Below are 16,376 nucleotides of genomic sequence, written 5' to 3'. Positions count from 1 at the left end.
CATATCCCTTTTAAATAGTGGGGGTTTTTGTTTTTCTGTGTTGTCTCCCCCGCCCCCCGGCGGCGGGCGGGGGGCCCGGGGGGGGGCCCCGGGGCGGGCCCCGCGGAACGCCGGGCCTCCAGGGCCCGCTTCACCTCCGGCCACTCCGGGCGCGTGATGGCGTACAGCGCCGTGTCCCGGATCCAGCCGTCCCGCATGATCATGTGGTGGCGCATCACGCCCTCCTGGGTTGCGCCGAGCCGCTCGATCGCCGCCCGCGACTTCGCGTTGCGCACGTCCGTGAGCAGCTCGACCCGGTTCATCCCCATCGCCTCGAAGGCGTGCGTCAGCATCAGCAGCTTCGCCTCGGCGTTCACGCCGGTCCCCTGCCGGGAGGCGGCGAGGAAGGTCCAGCCGATCTCCAGCCGCCGGTGCGTGGTGTTGATCATCATCAGCCGGGTCGAGCCGACGACCCGCCCCGTCGCCGCGTCCACCGTGGCGTACGGGATCTGCGTGCCCTCCGCACGCGCCGCGACCGCGTCCTCGATGAAGCCGCGGACCTCGTCCGGGTGCGGGACGATCGTCACCGCGAGCTCCCACAGGCTGCCTTCGCGAACCGCGTCGCACAGCCCGTCGTGGTGACGGAGTTCCAGCGGCTCCAGCCGCACGCGCTCCCCGACCAGTTCGGCCGTCGCCGCCACCCTCGCCCGCTCCGTGCCCGACTCCGTGCCCGACTCCATGCTCGACCCGCCTGTTCCGCGATTCCCGTACCGCACGACCGATGGGCGGACCCTATCCGGGACCGGCGGCCGGTCCACCGGGATTTCGCTCGCCGCCGCCGTGTCCCCGCCCTCGCCGGGCGGGGACACGCGCGGACGAACCCGCGCTCAGAGCCAGCCGTTGCGGCGGAACCCCCGGTAGATGACGAAGCAGGCCACGGCCATCACGCCGAGCACGAGGGGATATCCGTAAGTCCAGTGCAGTTCCGGCATGTGGTCGAAGTTCATGCCGTAGACGCCGCAGACCATCGTGGGGACGGCGACGATGGCCGCCCAGGCGGTGATCTTGCGCATGTCCTCGTTCTGGGCGACGGTCACCTGCGCGAGGTGGGCCTGGAGGATCGAGTCGAGGAGGGCGTCGTAGGCGCCGATCTGGTCGGTGGCGCGGGTCAGATGGTCGGCGACGTCACGGAAGTACGTGCGCATCTCCGGCGGGATGACCGTTATCGGCTGCGTGCTCAGCTGGTGGAGCGGTCGGCTCAGCGGGCCCACCGCCCGTCGCAGTTCCAGCAGTTCGCGCTTGAGCTGGTAGATCCGGCCTGCGTCGCCGCGGCCGCCGTGCTCGCTGAACACCATGGTCTCGACGTCGTCTATGTCGTTCTGCACCGCGTCCGTGACGGCCACGTACTCGTCGACCACGTGGTCGGCCATCGCGTGCAGGACGGCGACCGGCCCCTTGGCCAGTTGCTCGGGATCGGCCTCCAGGGCCTCGCGGACCGGCCCGAGGGTGCCTCGGCCGCCGTGCCGGATGGTGATGACGAAGTCCTCACCGGCGAACGCCATGAGCTCGCCGGTCTCCACGACCTCGCTCGTCGCGGTCAGTTCCTCGTGCTCCACGTAGCGCACGGTCTTGAAGACCGCGAAGAGGGTCTCGTCGTAGCGCTCGATCTTGGGACGCTGATGCGCGTGGACCGCGTCCTCGACCGCGAGGGGGTGGAGACCGAACAGCTCCGCGAGCCCGGCGAGCTCGGTCTGCGGCGGCTCGTGCAAGCCGATCCAGACGAACGCGTCGCCCGTCTTGCGGACCCGCCTCAGCGCCTCGCCGACGTCGGCGCAGCCGTCCTGCCGTTCGCCGTTGCGGTAGACCAGGCAGTTGACCACGGCGCTGCCGAGCGGGGACCGGGCCGGGTGGCTGAGGTCTACGGCCCGCCGGTAGCTGCGGCGCACGACCCGGCGCAGGTTGCTGAACATGGACAAGACGTACTCCCCTTCGGCTGAACACCGGCCAGTGTGCCACCGGCGCCGCCACGCGCTGCGCCGCCCCCGCTGTCGCGGGTGGCGCGGCGCGGGAACGTCGCGCGGCAGGGGGCCGCTGCCGCCTTCGCGTACGGGCCGGGCCGGCGGGTGCGCGGGCGCGGCGCCGTTCCGCCGGGGACGGGCGGGGACGGGCGGGGACGGCCGGACGAGGGTTAGCAGAAACGTTTACGCAGCTCCCCGGCCCGGCCCCTATGCTGCCGCGGTGACCACACCCCCCGACGGGCCCGCGCGCCGCCCCTTCCGCGAGCGCGCCGCACTGATCGCGTTCGTCCTGATCTCCGTGCTCGTCGTCGCGGGCTGCGGCCTCGCGGCGTGGAAGCACTATCAGCGCAGCCACCCGGGCGACTTCACCGCCGATCCGAACCCCTGCGAGCTGGTGTCCCCGCAGACGGTCAACCGACTGGTGCCCACGTCCTACGGTGGCCGCGACGACCACGGTGCGTGCAGCTGGTCGGCCGCGCGCGAGGAGGGCCCGAAGGGGGGCGGCGTCTTCCTGCAGTCCTTCGTCCTGACCGAGAACCTCGCCCTCGAGGATCTCCGCGAGGAGCGCGACAAGACGTCCGGCTGGGAGAAGACCACCCCCGCGGAGCTCCCCGGCCTCGGCGACGAGGCGTTCCTCCGCTTCCGGACGGCCGACCCCGGACGCCCCGCCGTCGCCCAGGTCTGCTTCCGCCTCAGCAACGTGCGCGTCGACCTCACCTACACCCGCGCCGACAGCGACCGCGAGGCCGCCCGCGCCGGAGCGGTCGACGCGGCGCGCGAGGCCTCCGACCATCTGCGGGCCTCCGTACGCTGAGCCGGCGTGCGTGCGCCATGCGCCATGCGCCATACGGCGATCGGCACGCGCACCCGGCATCCGGCATCCGGCGCCCGGCGCCCGGCACCGGCGCGTCAGGCCACGGATCCGGATCCGGCGGCAGCGACAACGGCGACAGCCACAGCGACAGCGACAGCGACAGCGACAGCAGTGCTCACGTGCGGTCGATGAACACGCTCGTCGACTTCACCCGCGCCGTCGCCCGCGCCCCCACCTCCAGGCCGAGTTCCTCCACGGCCTCCCGGGTCAGCAGTGACACGACGCGGTGCGGCCCGGCCTGGATCTCCACCTGCGCGTCGACCGTGCCCAACTTCACGCCGGTCACGATGCCCGGGAAGGCGTTGCGCGCCGAGGTGTACGGGGTTCCCTCGTCCCCGCCGCCGCCCTCCTGGGCGACCTCCACGCAGAAGGCGGCCAGGTCCGGGCCGTCCACCATCCGCCGCGCGCCCTCCCGGCGCGTCGGGAACCGCTCCGCGTCGGCCCACCGCCGGGCCGTGTCGACGCTGACGCCGAGCAGTCGCGCCGCCTGGCCGATCGTGTAGGACTCCATGCGCGCAGCCTATGCCGTGCCTACGGCCCGGCCGGCGCCCCGCCGCAGGCCGAAGGCCTCGTACGGGCCCTAGCGCAGCGCCTCTGCCGCCGCCGCCACGATCACCGCCGCCACCCTCGACAGCGCGGGCGAGTCCAGCTTCCACTGCTGCCAGTACAGGGGCACGTCCAGCTTCCGGCCCGGCGCGATCACCGCCAGCCGCCCCGCCTCCACCAGCGGCCCCGCCTGTGCCTCGGGCACCATCGCCCAGCCCAGCCCGGCGACCGCCGCGTCACAGAACCCCTCCGACGTGGGTACGTAGTGCCGCACCTCCGACGCCCTGGCACCCTCGTTCCCCGTCACCATCCGCACGAAGCGGTCCTGGATCAGGTCCCGCCGGTCGAAGACGACGACGGGGGCCGTCCGCAGGTCGTGCTCCACCGTCCCCGTCAGGTACCGGGTGGCGAACTCCGGGCTCGCCACCGGCAGGTAGCGCGCGCGTCCGAGCGCCCGCACCGTGCAGCCCGCCACGGCCTCCGCCTGCGAGGTCACGGCCGCCATCACGCGCCCGTCCCGCAGCAGCGCGGTCGCGTACCCCTCGTCCTCCCGGTGCAGGTCGAAGCAGACCGGCGGGTCCTGCGGCACCCGGGTCAGCGCGGGCAGGAACCACGTGGCCAGCGAATCCGCGTTGACCGCGATCGACAGCCGCACCGGCGCTCCCGGACCCGGCGACAGGCCCAGCTCCGCCCGCGCGTCGCGCTCCAGCCGGACCAACTGCCGGGCGAAGCGGACGACGACCTCGCCGGACTCCGTCGCCCGTACCGGTTTGGTCCGCATCAGCAGCACCCGCCCGGTCCGCTGCTCCAGCGCCTTGACGCGTTGGCTGACGGCGGAAGGAGTCACGTGCAGGGCGGCCGCCGCGGCGTCGAAGGTGCCCCCGTCGATCACCGCGAGCAGCGTCCGCACCTGGTCCACAGGCAGCTCGTCCATCACAGCGACTAATGCTACGTAAGAATCTTTAGCTGTACTACTCGGCCGTCGCTGCCTACCGTCGACGGCATGACACACGGCATCATCCCGGCGGCCCTGGCCGGTTTCGGCACCGGCCTCTCCCTCATCGTCGCCATCGGCGCCCAGAACGCCTTCGTACTCCGCCAGGGAGTACGCCGCCAGTCGGTCCTCGCCGTGGTCGCGATATGCGCCCTCTCGGACGCGGCCCTCATCGGCCTCGGAGTGGCGGGCGTCGGCGCGTTCGTCACCGCGTGGCCGCCCGCCCTCACCCTGGTCGGACTCGTCGGTGGCGCCTTCCTGATCGGCTACGGAGTCCTCGCCGCCCGCCGGGTGCTGCGCCCCACCCCCGGCGCCGCCCTCCAGACCGAGGGCACCCCGACGGGCACGGGCCCCGGTCCCGGCACGAGCCCCGGCACCGGCATCGGCACGAGCGGCCCCCCGGACACCACCTCGGGTGCCACCACCACGACCACCATGACCAAGACCACGGCCGAGACCACGGCCAAGACCACGCCCACGCCCACGCCCATGCCCACGGCCGAGCCCACGGCCGAGCCCCCGGCGGCCGCCCGCGCCTCCGCCCGCCGCGCCGTGCTGACCTGCCTCGCCATGACCTGGCTCAACCCGCACGTCTACCTCGACACCGTGCTGCTGCTCGGCTCGCTCGCCGCCGACCGGGGCGACCTGCGCTGGGCCTTCGGCTTCGGGGCCGCCCTGGCCAGCCTGACCTGGTTCAGCGCGCTCGGCTACGGCGCCCGGCTGCTCAGCGGCCTGCTCGCCCGGCCCTCGGCCTGGCGGGTCCTCGACGGCCTGGTGGCGGCGACCATGGTCACGATGGGCGGCCTGCTCCTGGCCCGCGCCTGAGGTGCGCCCCGACCCGGCCGGGCCGACACCGCCCCGGCCGCCGGCCGGGCCGCCATGGCCACGAACGGCCGCCCTATAACCCGACCCTCCGGCCCCGCCCGGGGAGAGCCGATCCCGCCCACCTGGCCTGCGACCACCCCACCGGGTCCACCCACCGAGTCCACCCACCAGGTCCACTCCATCGAGTCCACCCCGCCAGGTCCACCCCATGGACACTCCCCGAGTGGGTACGGATCACCTCGCCTCCCGTCCACCGGACGTCAGCCCGCCCCGCACCTCCAGGAGTTCCCGTGCCGGATCAGCCCCCCTACTCCGACTCGGTCCGCGCCCACTACGCCGCCCAGCCCTCCCCCCTCGTGGCCGCCACCGGGATCGTGCTGGACGCGCGCGGGCGCATCCTCGTCCTGACCACCTCGTACAAGACCGAACGGGAGCTGCCCGGCGGTGGTGTGGAGGACACCGAGACCCCCGAGGAGGGGCTGGCCCGCGAGCTGAAGGAGGAGCTGGACCTGAGCGTGCCGGTCGGACGGCTGCTCGCCGTGGACTCCCGGCCGCCGGGGCCGCTCGGGCGTTCCCTCGTCGTCCACGTCCACCTCGTCGGACCGCTGACGCCGGCGGAGGCCTCCGCGATCTCCTTCCCGGACGGCGAGGTCACCGAAGCCCGTTGGCTGACGCCGGACGAGGCCTACGGGGCCCTGCCCGCCCGGACCGCGCCCCGGCTGCGCGCCGCCCTGGCGGCCCTGTACTCGGGCTCCCTCGCGCACCTGGTCGACGGCGTCCCCCAGCCCGGTTCCCCTGCCGGGCTGGACCCGGAGCGCCGGGCGGCCCTGGAGCACGCGGGGGTCTTCACCACCGCCGACCACCGGGCCGTACGGCCGAAGGCCCTCACGGCGGCGAGCGTGCTGTTCACCGACGCCGCCGGCGGGGTCCTCCTGGTGCAGCCCGCGTACGGCAACCCCGACCACTGGCACCTGCCGGGCGGCGGGGTCGACAGCGACCTCGGCGAGATCCCGCGGGTCGCCGCCCGCCGCGAGGTCCAGGAGGAACTCGGCCTCGACGTCACACCGGGGCGACTCCTCGCCGTCAACTGGTCCCACCGGCCCGGCTACCCGGCCCGCGTCCGCTTCCTCTACGACGGCGGCACCCTCGACTCCGCCGCCCTGTCCCGGATCCGGCTGCCCGGCACGGAACTCCTCCAATGGCGCGCGGTGCCCCCGGCCGGCCTCTCCACGCTCACCAAGCCCGCCCTGCGCCGCCAGATCGAGGCCGCCCTGCGAACCCGGGGCACGTCGGCCGGCCCGGTGGAACTGCACGCCGGGCGCCCGGTCCCCACCGGCTGAGCCCGGCACCCGTGAGGGCGCGCGCGGGGGCGCCCTCCCGCCGGTGGGACCTTTCGTGCGGCGCACTGTCCGGAAGTTGGCCGGACATCGCCGAAATCCGACTGCCGTTCGCCTGGTGTACGCGCCACGGACATGCCAGGCTCCCCCGCCGGCACCCCGGGCACGCTGTGCTGGGGGCGCTCAACCACCCTCAAAACCGCAGAGGTCGTCCCACCATGGCAGAACTGAACCGCCGCCGTTTCATGCAGCTCGCCGGTGGCGCCGCAGCCCTGACGATGCTCAACGAGAGCATCGCCCGCGCCGCCGCCATCCCCGCGCAGGGGACCACCGGCACCATCGCCGATGTCGAGCACATCGTGGTCCTGATGCAGGAGAATCGTTCCTTCGACCACTACTTCGGCGCACTGCGCGGCATCCGCGGCTTCGGCGACCCCCGCCCGGTGACCCTGCCCAGCGGCAAGTCCGTGTTCCACCAGTCCAACGGGACGAAGGAGACGCTGCCCTTCCGGCCGCCGTCCGACGACCTGGGCATGGAGTTCCTCCAGGGTCTCAACCACGACTGGGCGGGCGGCCAGAGCGCTTTCAACAAGGGCAAGTACGACAACTGGATTCCCGCCAAGACGCCCGCGACCATGGCGTACCTGACGCGCGAGGACATCCCGTTCCACTACGCCCTCGCCGACGCGTTCACCATCTGCGACGCGTACCACTGTTCGTTCATCGGCTCCACGGACCCGAACCGCTACTACCTCTGGTCGGGTCACACCGGCAACGACGGCCGGGGCGGCGGCCCGGTCCTCAACAACGCCGAGGCCGGCTACGGCTGGACCACGTACCCCGAGCGCCTGGAGGCGGCCGGGATCTCCTGGAAGGTCTACCAGGACATCGGCGACGGCCTGAACGCCGACGGCTCCTGGGGCTGGATCAACGACGCCTACCGCGGCAACTACGGCGACAACTCCCTGCTCTACTTCGACAACTACCGCAACGCCAAGGCCGGCGACGCCCTGTACGAGAAGGCCCGGACCGGTACGGACGCCAAGGCCGGCGAGGGTTACTTCGACCGGCTGCGCGCCGACGTCGCCACCGGCACCCTGCCGCAGGTCTCCTGGATAGCCGCCCCCGAGGCCTTCAGCGAGCACGCGAACTGGCCCTCCAACTACGGTGCCTGGTACATCGCCCAGGTGCTGGACGCGCTCACCTCGAACCCCGACGTGTGGGCCCGCACCGCGCTCTTCATCACCTACGACGAGAACGACGGCTTCTTCGACCACGTCGTCCCGCCGTACGCCCCGGCCAGTGCCGCACAGGGCCTGTCGACCGTCCCCACCGCGCTGGACGTCTTCCCCGGCGCGGCCGGATACGTCGCCGGACCGTACGGCCTGGGCCCGCGCGTGCCGATGCTCGTGGTCTCCCCGTGGAGCACCGGCGGCTACTCCTGCTCCGAGACCTTCGACCACACCTCGGTCATCCGCTTCATGGAGCAGCGCTTCGGGGTCCGGGAGCCCAACATCTCCCCCTGGCGCCGCGCCGTCTGCGGCGACCTCACCTCCGCCTTCGACTTCGCCCGCAAGGACACGGCCCCGGCCCCGCTGCCCGACACCGGCGCCTGGTTCCCGCAGGACCGCGAGCGCCACCCCGACTTCCGGGCCACGCCGCCGGCCGAAGGCACCATGCCGCGCCAGGAGAAGGGCCTGCGCCAGACCCGTGCACTGAAGTACGCCCCGTACGTGGACGGCTCGGCGCTGACCGCGGACGGCAAGTTCCAGCTGACGTTCAGCGGCGGCCCGGACCTGGGCGCGCAGTTCTACGTCACCTCCGGCAACCGCACCGACGCCCCCTGGACGTACACCACCGAGGCCGGCAAGTCGATCGCGGACACGTGGAACACCCGCTACTCGGCCGGGGTCACCGACCTGACCGTGCACGGCCCCAACGGCTTCCTGCGCGGCTTCCGCAACCCCGGCACCACCCCCGGCCCCGAGGTCACCGCCCGCCACAACGCCACCACGGGCAATGTGGACCTCACCCTCACCAACGCCGGAGGGTCGACCGCGACCCTGACGGTCACCAACGCCTACGCCGGGGGGCCGAAGCGCCTCACGGTCGCCAAGGGCGCGAGCGTCACGTACAGCGTCCCGCTGAAGAACACGAAGCGCTGGTACGACGTGACGGTCACCGCATCCGGGGCGCCGGACTTCATGCGCCGATTCGCGGGCAAGGTGGAGACGGGCGCGGCCGGCCTCTCGGACCCGGCGATCCTGACGGACCGGTCCTCCTGACGGACCGGTCCCACTGACGGGCCGGTCCCAGCCGCACTGAAGCACCGGTCCCCTGACGCCGGCCCGGCATCCGGAAGCGATCCGGGGGGCCGTTCGGATCTCTCCGAACGGCCCCCCGGGGACGGAGTCGTGCGCGCCGGGCCGGCTCAGGGGGCGATCTCGAACTTCGGGGCCTTGAGGTCCTTGAGGCAGCCGGTGTCCGGGGCCGTCGGGGTGTCGAAGAAGGAGCTGGTGATGCTTTGGGCGCACTTCGACGTGGCGAACACGACGTGGGGCTCGTACGGGACCGTGACGACGGTGGCCCGGGGCAGGGTGCGGGCGACGTAGGGCCCGTTGCCCGCCGCGGTCTGGGCGTCGAACCCGCCCGAGAGCGCGAGGACGGGGATGTCGCTCTTCGTGACGTCACGGATGGAACGGGGCACCGCAGGGACGTTCCAGGCGTCGCAGTCCTGGCGGAGGAAGGTGAGCAGCGGAGCCTGGGCCTGCACCGACCGGGGGAACGACGGGAAGGCTTCCCGGGCTCCGCGCAGCGCGTCGGCCTGGGTCTCGTACGGGGTCCACTCGCTGCAGAAGACGCCGTAGACGAGCCCGTGGGACAGCCGGCCGATGGCCTGGGGGCTGTACTTGCCGGCCGCCCACTGCTGGGCGATCCGCTGCGGTTTGCCGTGGGCCAGCTCGTCGAGGGCTGCGGGGACCTGGGGTGCCACGTGGGTGGCGGCGGTCATCCAGTTCAGCAGGGCCCCGGCGTCCAGGACGACCTTCACCTGCTTCTGGCTGTCGGGGAGGGTGATGGTGGTGGTGACGGGTTTGGCCTCGAGGTCGCGGACGAGCCGCTCGAACGTCGCTTGCAGGTTCGGATAGCGGCGGTTGCAGGCGGGCTGCTGCGCGCAGGCCTTGAACAGGCCGCCGAAGCCCTGCTGGGCGGCCTTCCAGGTCACGGCCGACCCTCCGGTGGACGGCGGCAGGATGCCGTCGATGCCGACCGACCGGATTCCCTCGGGGTGCAGGCGCATGGAGACGAGGGCCAGCTGGGTGCCGTAGGAGATGCCGAACAGGTTCCACTGCTCGAGGCCCAGCGCGGTGCGCAGGTCCGCGAGGTCGGCGGCGCTCTCGATGTCGTTGTACGCGCCGAGATCGGCCCCGCTCGCCGCCAGTTTCTCGCGGCAGGCCTTCGTGGCCGCGACGTGCTCGCGCTCGGTGGCCGGCGCGTCGTAGACGAGGCCGGTGGCGCGCGCGTTGAACTCGTCGACGTTGCGGCAGGTGAGGGCCGGGTCGGCCGAGTACGTTCCGCGCTGGGACATGAAGATGACGTCACGGTCGCGGTTCAGGCCGCCGTCGATGGCCATCTTCGCCTCCCCGACCGCGTCGTCGCCGGGTCCGCCGGCGAGCCATACGATCGGGTCGGGCTTCGGCTTGTCGGCCGCCGCCGGCACGACCGCCACACCGAGGGTGATCTTCCGCCCGTCCGGCCTGGTGCGGTTCTCGGGCACGGTGAGCGTGCCGCAGCGGGCTCCCTCGAGCTCGGCGACCGGGTCCGCCGTCTTCGGGCAGGGGCCCGGCTCGAAGCGGGCGTCGCCCACCGTGCGGGCGACCGTGCCGGTCGCTCCCGCGGGCGTCTCCTCCTGAGCGCCCGCCGGCACGGCGAGCAGACCGGTGAGGAGCAGCCCGCTCGCCGCTGCCGCCGACCCGGTACGTGAGCGTCGTACGTGTGACCGTGCCATCGTTCCTCCACGTCACTTCGGGGTGATCGTGAACGGTTCCCACGTGAGCCCGGCCACGCAGGCCGTGTCGGGCGCGGTCGGGCGGCTGAAGAAGGACTCCAGCACCTTCTGGGCGCAGGGCGACTGCGGGACCACCCAGTGCCCGATCCCGGGCACCTGCACGGTGGTCGACCGGGACAGCGTCCGGGCGGTCTTCTGCGCCCAGCTGGCCCCGGTCTTCATGTCGAACGTCCCGTTGAAGAAGAGCGTCGGCACCGAGCTGGTGGTGGCCACCCGTTGGGCAGCGGTGCGGTCGGGGACGTTCCAGATGCGGCATACCGGGTCCTGGAAGGGCAGTTGAGGCGCCTGCGCCTGGACCGATCGGGGCCAGCGGGGGAATGCTCGGCGGCCGGCTTCCAGCACGTCGGCCGGCGAGTGGTCCGGCACCCATTCGCCGCACACCACCGACTGCGTCAGACCGTGGGCGGTCTGCCCCTCGACCTGGACCGAACCGGCGGCGCGGGCCCGGGCGAGGCGCTCAGGACGGCCGCGGGCGAGTTCGTCGATCGCCGCCGGAACGTCGGCGAACGGGATCGCCTTGGCGACCAGCAGGTTCACGAGGGCTCCGCCGTCGAGGACGACCTTCACCGGGTCTCCGCCCTGCGGCGGCGGGACGTTCAGCATCAGCGGCTCGGCGTCCAGCTTGCGCACCTGCTCGTCCAGGGTGCGCTCGAGGTGGGGGTAGCGGCTCTTGCAGCGGGGTTCGGCCGCGCAGGCCTTGTAGAGGTTGTCGAGTCCCTCCCGGGCGCCGGCCCAGGCGAACGGCAAGGAGACGTACGGTGCGGGGGCGGCGGAGTCGAGCGCCACCGCGCGGATCCCCTGGGGGTGCAGGCGCAAGTAGGTCAGGGCCAGGTTGCTGCCGTAGGAGTGGCCGTAGACGTTCCATTCCTTGATGCCCAGTGCCGTGCGCAGGTCGGCGAAGTCGGCGGCGTTCTCCGTACTGTTGTAGGCGCTCAGGTCGGTCCCGTCGGCTGCCAGACGGTCGCGGCACTGCTTCACCGCCGCGAGCATGCGCCCTTGGGTCTGCGGCGCGTAGGAGGGGAGTCCCACGGACCGGGCGTAGAAGTGGTCCAGCTCCGGGCAGGCGAGGTGGGGCGTGTCGTAGAGGTTGCCGCGCTGGGCCATGACGATCAGTGCGCGATCTTTGTTCAGGCCGGAGGAGACCAGGAACGGGATGTCGTCGAACGTCTCGCCGCCGGGTCCGCCCGCCATGAACACCACGGGATCCGGGGCGGGCTTCGCCGACACGGGCGGGACGACCGCCACGGCCAGCTTGATGGTCCGGCCGCCGGGACGGGCACGGTTCTCGGGGACCTCCAGGACGCCGCACCTGGCGGTGGCCAGCGCTTCGATCGGTTCGGGTGGCTTCGGGCAGGGGCCCGGCACGAACCGCGACGCCGCGGCCACGGCGGGGCCGGTGCCGGGCCCGGCGGTGTCGGTGGCGCTGCCGTGCGCCGGTGCGGCGCCCGCCGACGTCTGACCGAGGGTGGTCAGGAGGGCCAGAGCGGCCCCTGCGACCGGCACACCGATGTGGAAGCCGTGCTCATCCATGTGATCCCGTTCCTCTGCCGGTCGACGGCTGTACCGCTGGGCGGTGCCACGGCGGTCTGGGGGGAACGCACCTCATCAACGGTACTCAGCGGCCGCGAGACACGCACTCCGACGGACGCCCACGACGGCGAGTCCGTGAACTTCACTTCTCCCCCGCCGAAGCCTTCGCCGCCGTCACCGTCCACATCAGGGCAGGGGCTGAATCGGCCCGCTCATGCCCGGCGCCGGCCCCGCGCGGCCCATGCGCGCGCACGCAGCGGGATGGAGCCGTCCGCTTCCCGGGGGAGTGCCGACCGCAACCGCGCGCGCAGCTCGGCGCGGCGCTCCTCGGGGAGGGCGGCCACGTAGGCGGGCGCCGGCCCCTGCCCTCCCAGGAACGGCTTCCAGTAGTCGTCGAAATCCGAGAACCGGGTGAGTACGCCGATCTCCTCGACCTCGACGTCCTCGAGCCCCGCCCCGACCAGTAGCTCCCCCAGGGGCGCCGGCCCGCACAACGGAAACCTGACGGCCTCGTCCAGGGCACGAGCGTCCGGGTCCAGGGCACGCGCGGCGTCCCAGAAGGCGCGGATCGCCTCCATGCCCCCCTCCCCGTAATCCCAGACGTACGCCCCCACCGACCCCCCGCGCCGGACCACACGAACCATCTCGGCCGCTGCCCGCGGCGCGTCCGGCACGAAGTTGAGGACGAGCCCGCTCACCGCGACCGACGCCGTGGCGTCGGCGAAAGGCAGGTTGACGGCGTCGGCCAGGACGAACCGGGCCCGTCGGTCACCGATGGTCCTCCGGGCGTACTCCACGTAGCCCTCCGACGGATCGACGCCGACCACCATCGCCGGTTCGGCCACGTCCAGCACGGCCTGCGTCACCGCACCCGTGCCGCACCCGACATCGCGCCAGCTCCCCGCGGGGACCGCGCCCATCCAGCGGACGAACTGGTGTGCCACCAGGCGGCTCCACCGCCCCACGTACGGCTCGTACGCCTCGCCGGCCACCCACATCTGCCCACACCTCTCCGGAAGTCGCCGCCCCCCGGACCAGCGTGCCCCGCCGACGGGCCGGATGACGGCACCACCGCGCCGCCTCACCCGCGAAGCCCTCTCCACCGGCGCGCCTGGCGGGAACGCCGACGAGGACACCCGGCGACCGCCCGCCCCCGGACGCACGAAAGGCCGCCCCGGCCCTTCTGCGAAGACGGCCTCCGACCCCCGTTCCGAACTTCAAGACGTGAGTGCCCACTATGCGGTCACGCCCTTGCTGGGGGATACGACATCGGAGAGTATTCCTATTAATCCGATGGGAAAGGGGGGGGGTTCTCGGGGACCTGCCGGACGAGGTTCCGCGACTCCTGACGTGCACGGCCCACCGGCACCCGAACGCAGAGCGTTCCGGAAGGCGCTAAGGCAGCTGGACCACCCCCAACTCCCGCACTGGAGCGGCATAGGGGCCGGTGGTAGCGAGACCCCTCGTTCCACCCGGCCGGCGGCTTCTTCTTCCTCCCGTGCCCTCCCACGCCACCCGCGCCTCCCGGCGACCGGCCGGGGCCCACACCGACGTTCCGGAGTAGCCCACATGACCACCGTCCCCCCAGCCCCCGCGCCACCCCACCGCACTCCGGCCCGTCGGTGACGCCCGTGCCGACGACACCGATCACGGCCGGCGCCCGGTCAGCCGAAGAGCAGCGCCACGCCACGGTGCGTGCCGCCCGCGATGTGGCGGACGACCTCGCCGCGGACGCCATCGCCCGCGACCAGGCGGGCCTGCCGCCGATCGACGAGAAGGCGCGGCTGTGCGAGGCCGGCCTGCTGGCGGCTCTCACCCCGCCCGGGCCTGGCCGCGGGGTGGACTGGTCGACCGGATGCGCCGTCATACGGGCGATCGCCGCGGCGGACAGCTCCGTCGGCGCCGTACTCGCCCGTCATTACGTCCACGCCTGGAGCGGGCGCTTCTACTCGGCCCACCACCAGGCGACCGCCCTCGAAGAGGAGTCGCAGCGCAAGCACTGGCTGTGGACGGGCTCGGTTCGCGCTCCCGCACCCGACGACGACACGAGCGCACCGGACCTCACCCTGAGGCCGCGCGACACCGGCCACCTCCTGAGCGGACGCCGGCCGGTGGATACGGCGGTGACCGTCGCCGACCAGATCGTGCTGGACGCCGTCTGCACCATGACCGGCGAGATCCTGGTCGTACGGATCCCTCGCAGCGCGCGGGGCGTGACCGTCGAACCCGCCCACGACCGCCTCGGCCAGCGCGTCGCCGGGGCGGGCGAGATCGTCCTGGACCGCGTCACCGTCACGCCCGGACAGCTGCTGGGACGCCGGCCCCATGACGAGGAGTCGGCCGCGCCCTTTACCGCGCTCGCCGAGCCGGCGCTCCGGCTCGCCCTGTGCCACGTCGCCCTGGGGATCGTCGAGGGCGCCCTCACCGAAGCGCGCGACCTCACGCGGGGCGGCCACGCACGCAGCCTGCCCGGCGAGGACCCGGACCTCCTGCTGACGTACGGGGAACTCGCCTCCGCCGCACAGACGGCCACCGCCGTCGTCCACCGGGCAACGGCAGTGATGGGGCGGGCCCTCGACGCGGGCTCCCACCTCGATGCCGAAGAACCCGCGAGCGTCGCCGCACTGGTCGCCACGGCCGAGACCGTGACGTCCAAGGCAGCCCTGGAGATCACCACGCGGGTACTGGAACTGGCCGACGCCCCGGGCCTGGACCGCTTCTGGCGCAACGCACGTGCCCTGACCGCCCACCACCCGGTCACGCGCCGTCTGCGCTCCATCGGCGAGCACTACCTCAACGGCTCCCACCGCGCCGTGGCAGCGGCCTTCCACTGAGGCGGGGCGCCGCCCGGGACGGCTCCGGCCCGATCACCTCGACCTGAGCCCTCGGCTGCCGGGCCTGGCCCCTGCCCGGCAGCCACCCACGACAAACGCGGACCGGAGCCGTGCGGGATAATGTGCCCATGCGGATCTCAGCCAGGGCGGACTACGCGGTACGTGCTGCGCTGCAGCTCGCGGCGGCACGGGAGGGCGGGCCGGTGAAGGCCGAAGCCATCGCCGACGCCCAGGACATCCCGCACAAGTTCCTCGAAGGCATCCTGAACGACATGCGCCGGGGCGGTCTCGTACTCAGCCAGCGCGGCGGCAACGGCGGCTACCGACTGGCCAAGCCCGCCCAGTCCATCAGCATCGCGGATGTCATCCGCGTCGTGGACGGACCGCTCGTCTCGGTACGCGGGGTCCGGCCCCCGGACCTGTCCTACACCGGGCCCGCCGAGTCCCTGCTCCCCTTGTGGATCGCACTGCGGTCCAACGTGCGGGAGATCCTCGAGGGCGTGACGCTCGCCGACGTCGCATCGTCCCACCTGCCCGCCGAGGTGTCCGCGCTGACCCAGGCTCCCGACGCCTGGACCAATCCGTGATCCACCCGCGCCCATCTGCGCTTTCTCACTGACCGAGACAGGTTCGTCCGCCATGTGGGCAGCCTCTTGGGGCGGATGGCGCTGTCTGCCAAGATGCCTACCAAGCCGGTGGGAAAACTAGGAATCAAGGAGGTGGCCGCCGTGAGCACATCGCCCCGCGCAGGCCGTCTGCTGATCCTTCTGACGACCCGTCGACACATCGACCTGGTCCGTACGTCCAGCTCCATCTGTCTCGCTTCCTGACGCCGTCCCCGGGGTCGGGCTCCGCGCGAGGCGCACGGCTGTGCACGTGCCACGCCGCGCTCCGCCTGCCGCCGGGCCGGGCCCCCTTGGCCGACCTCGCCGCCCCGCAGGATCTTCGTGGGCGGTGTGTCATGTACTGCTGTCCTGCCTCCACCCCGGGGCCTCCGCGCCACCGTTCCGCTTCAGCCTGCAACGGCGAGCCCCTCACCGACGGCTGGGAGCGGGTGCCGTGCGCGCCCACCGCCTCGCGTCGTGTCGTGTCGCCTTTCCGTACCTCCTCGATCACCCCACCCGTGAAAGGACACCTCCGTGTCTGCCGCAAGACCGCTCACCATCCTGCGCACCATCGCCGTCACAGCGACGCTTCCTCTCCTGCTCACGGCCTGCGGCTACGGTTCCGAGGCGAAGAAGGAAGACGACAAGACCAAGACCGCGGCCACCGGCGACAAGAAGCTGTCTGCCTCCGAGGTCCGGATCGGCTACTTCCCGAACCTGACGCACGCCACCGCGCTGGTCGGTCTGCAGGAGGGCCTGATCCAGAAG

Annotated in this window: 14 protein-coding genes and 1 pseudogene; 8 read left to right on the top strand and 7 right to left on the bottom strand. The window is 72.8% G+C overall.

The features are described 5' to 3' along the window. On the bottom strand, positions 1-719 hold a 719-nt coding region (locus ABZY44_RS34635), incomplete at its 3' end, for a GNAT family protein (protein WP_356660959.1). Between the two features lie 147 nt (positions 720-866). Continuing rightward, complete coding sequence (corA, locus tag ABZY44_RS34630) at positions 867-1,949, bottom strand: magnesium/cobalt transporter CorA (protein WP_356660961.1); 1,083 nt, start codon at positions 1,947-1,949, stop codon at positions 867-869. A 268-nt stretch (positions 1,950-2,217) separates the two neighbouring features. On the opposite strand from corA, the gene ABZY44_RS34625 reads away from it, so the two are divergent. Next, positions 2,218-2,811, top strand: coding sequence for a hypothetical protein (locus tag ABZY44_RS34625; protein ID WP_356660957.1), 594 nt, complete (start codon positions 2,218-2,220; stop codon positions 2,809-2,811). Between the two features lie 175 nt (positions 2,812-2,986). Here the strand turns inward: ABZY44_RS34625 and ABZY44_RS34620 are convergent, their stop codons facing one another. Both ABZY44_RS34620 and ABZY44_RS34615 read right to left on the bottom strand, forming a co-directional pair. Then, positions 2,987-3,382, bottom strand: coding sequence for a TOBE domain-containing protein (locus ABZY44_RS34620; RefSeq protein WP_356660955.1), 396 nt, complete (start codon positions 3,380-3,382; stop codon positions 2,987-2,989). Positions 3,383-3,451: 69 nt separating this feature from the next. After that, a complete protein-coding gene (locus ABZY44_RS34615; protein ID WP_356660953.1) occupies positions 3,452-4,351 on the bottom strand; it encodes a LysR family transcriptional regulator ArgP in 900 nt (299 codons plus the stop codon). Between the two features lie 69 nt (positions 4,352-4,420). Here ABZY44_RS34615 and ABZY44_RS34610 point away from each other — a divergent pair, with 69 nt between their 5' ends. From ABZY44_RS34610 to ABZY44_RS34600, 3 genes are all read left to right on the top strand, one after another. Then, positions 4,421-5,236, top strand: a complete 816-nt coding sequence (locus ABZY44_RS34610) for a LysE family transporter (RefSeq protein ID WP_356660951.1) — start codon at positions 4,421-4,423, stop codon at positions 5,234-5,236. A gap of 290 nt (positions 5,237-5,526) precedes the next feature. Further along, positions 5,527-6,576, top strand: a complete 1,050-nt coding sequence (locus ABZY44_RS34605) for an NUDIX hydrolase (protein WP_356660949.1) — start codon at positions 5,527-5,529, stop codon at positions 6,574-6,576. Between the two features lie 215 nt (positions 6,577-6,791). Next, positions 6,792-8,858 (top strand): phosphocholine-specific phospholipase C, encoded by a 2,067-nt coding sequence (locus ABZY44_RS34600; RefSeq protein WP_356660947.1) that lies wholly within the window; start codon positions 6,792-6,794, stop codon positions 8,856-8,858. A gap of 146 nt (positions 8,859-9,004) precedes the next feature. On the opposite strand, the gene ABZY44_RS34595 is transcribed toward ABZY44_RS34600, so the two are convergent. From ABZY44_RS34595 to ABZY44_RS34585, 3 genes are all read right to left on the bottom strand, one after another. Then, on the bottom strand, positions 9,005-10,579 hold the full coding sequence (locus tag ABZY44_RS34595) for an alpha/beta fold hydrolase (RefSeq protein WP_356660945.1): 1,575 nt from the start codon (positions 10,577-10,579) through the stop codon (positions 9,005-9,007). Positions 10,580-10,591: 12 nt separating this feature from the next. After that, positions 10,592-12,169: an alpha/beta fold hydrolase gene (locus tag ABZY44_RS34590; protein ID WP_356660943.1), complete on the bottom strand. Its 1,578-nt coding sequence runs from the start codon at positions 12,167-12,169 to the stop codon at positions 10,592-10,594. A 212-nt stretch (positions 12,170-12,381) separates the two neighbouring features. Further along, on the bottom strand, positions 12,382-13,167 hold the full coding sequence (locus ABZY44_RS34585; RefSeq protein ID WP_356660941.1) for a class I SAM-dependent methyltransferase: 786 nt from the start codon (positions 13,165-13,167) through the stop codon (positions 12,382-12,384). 633 nt (positions 13,168-13,800) lie between these two features. Here ABZY44_RS34585 and ABZY44_RS34580 point away from each other — a divergent pair. The 4 genes and pseudogenes from ABZY44_RS34580 to ABZY44_RS34565 form a co-directional block, all read left to right on the top strand. After that, positions 13,801-15,003, top strand: coding sequence for an acyl-CoA dehydrogenase (locus ABZY44_RS34580; RefSeq protein WP_356660939.1), 1,203 nt, complete (start codon positions 13,801-13,803; stop codon positions 15,001-15,003). A 128-nt stretch (positions 15,004-15,131) separates the two neighbouring features. Then, entirely contained in the window at positions 15,132-15,590 is a 459-nt protein-coding gene (locus tag ABZY44_RS34575) for an Rrf2 family transcriptional regulator (protein WP_356660937.1), read from the top strand. Positions 15,591-15,665: 75 nt separating this feature from the next. Next, positions 15,666-15,833 (top strand): putative leader peptide, encoded by a 168-nt coding sequence (locus tag ABZY44_RS34570; protein WP_356660936.1) that lies wholly within the window; start codon positions 15,666-15,668, stop codon positions 15,831-15,833. 309 nt (positions 15,834-16,142) lie between these two features. After that, a pseudogene (locus ABZY44_RS34565) lies at positions 16,143-16,376 on the top strand (sulfate ABC transporter substrate-binding protein); the annotation flags it as partial.

Origin of the sequence: Streptomyces sp. NPDC006544 (assembly GCF_040611715.1) — a bacterium.
Lineage (GTDB): Bacteria > Actinomycetota > Actinomycetes > Streptomycetales > Streptomycetaceae > Streptomyces.
Note: the sequence above shows the minus strand (reverse complement) of the source record. Positions and strands in the feature narration are given on the sequence as shown.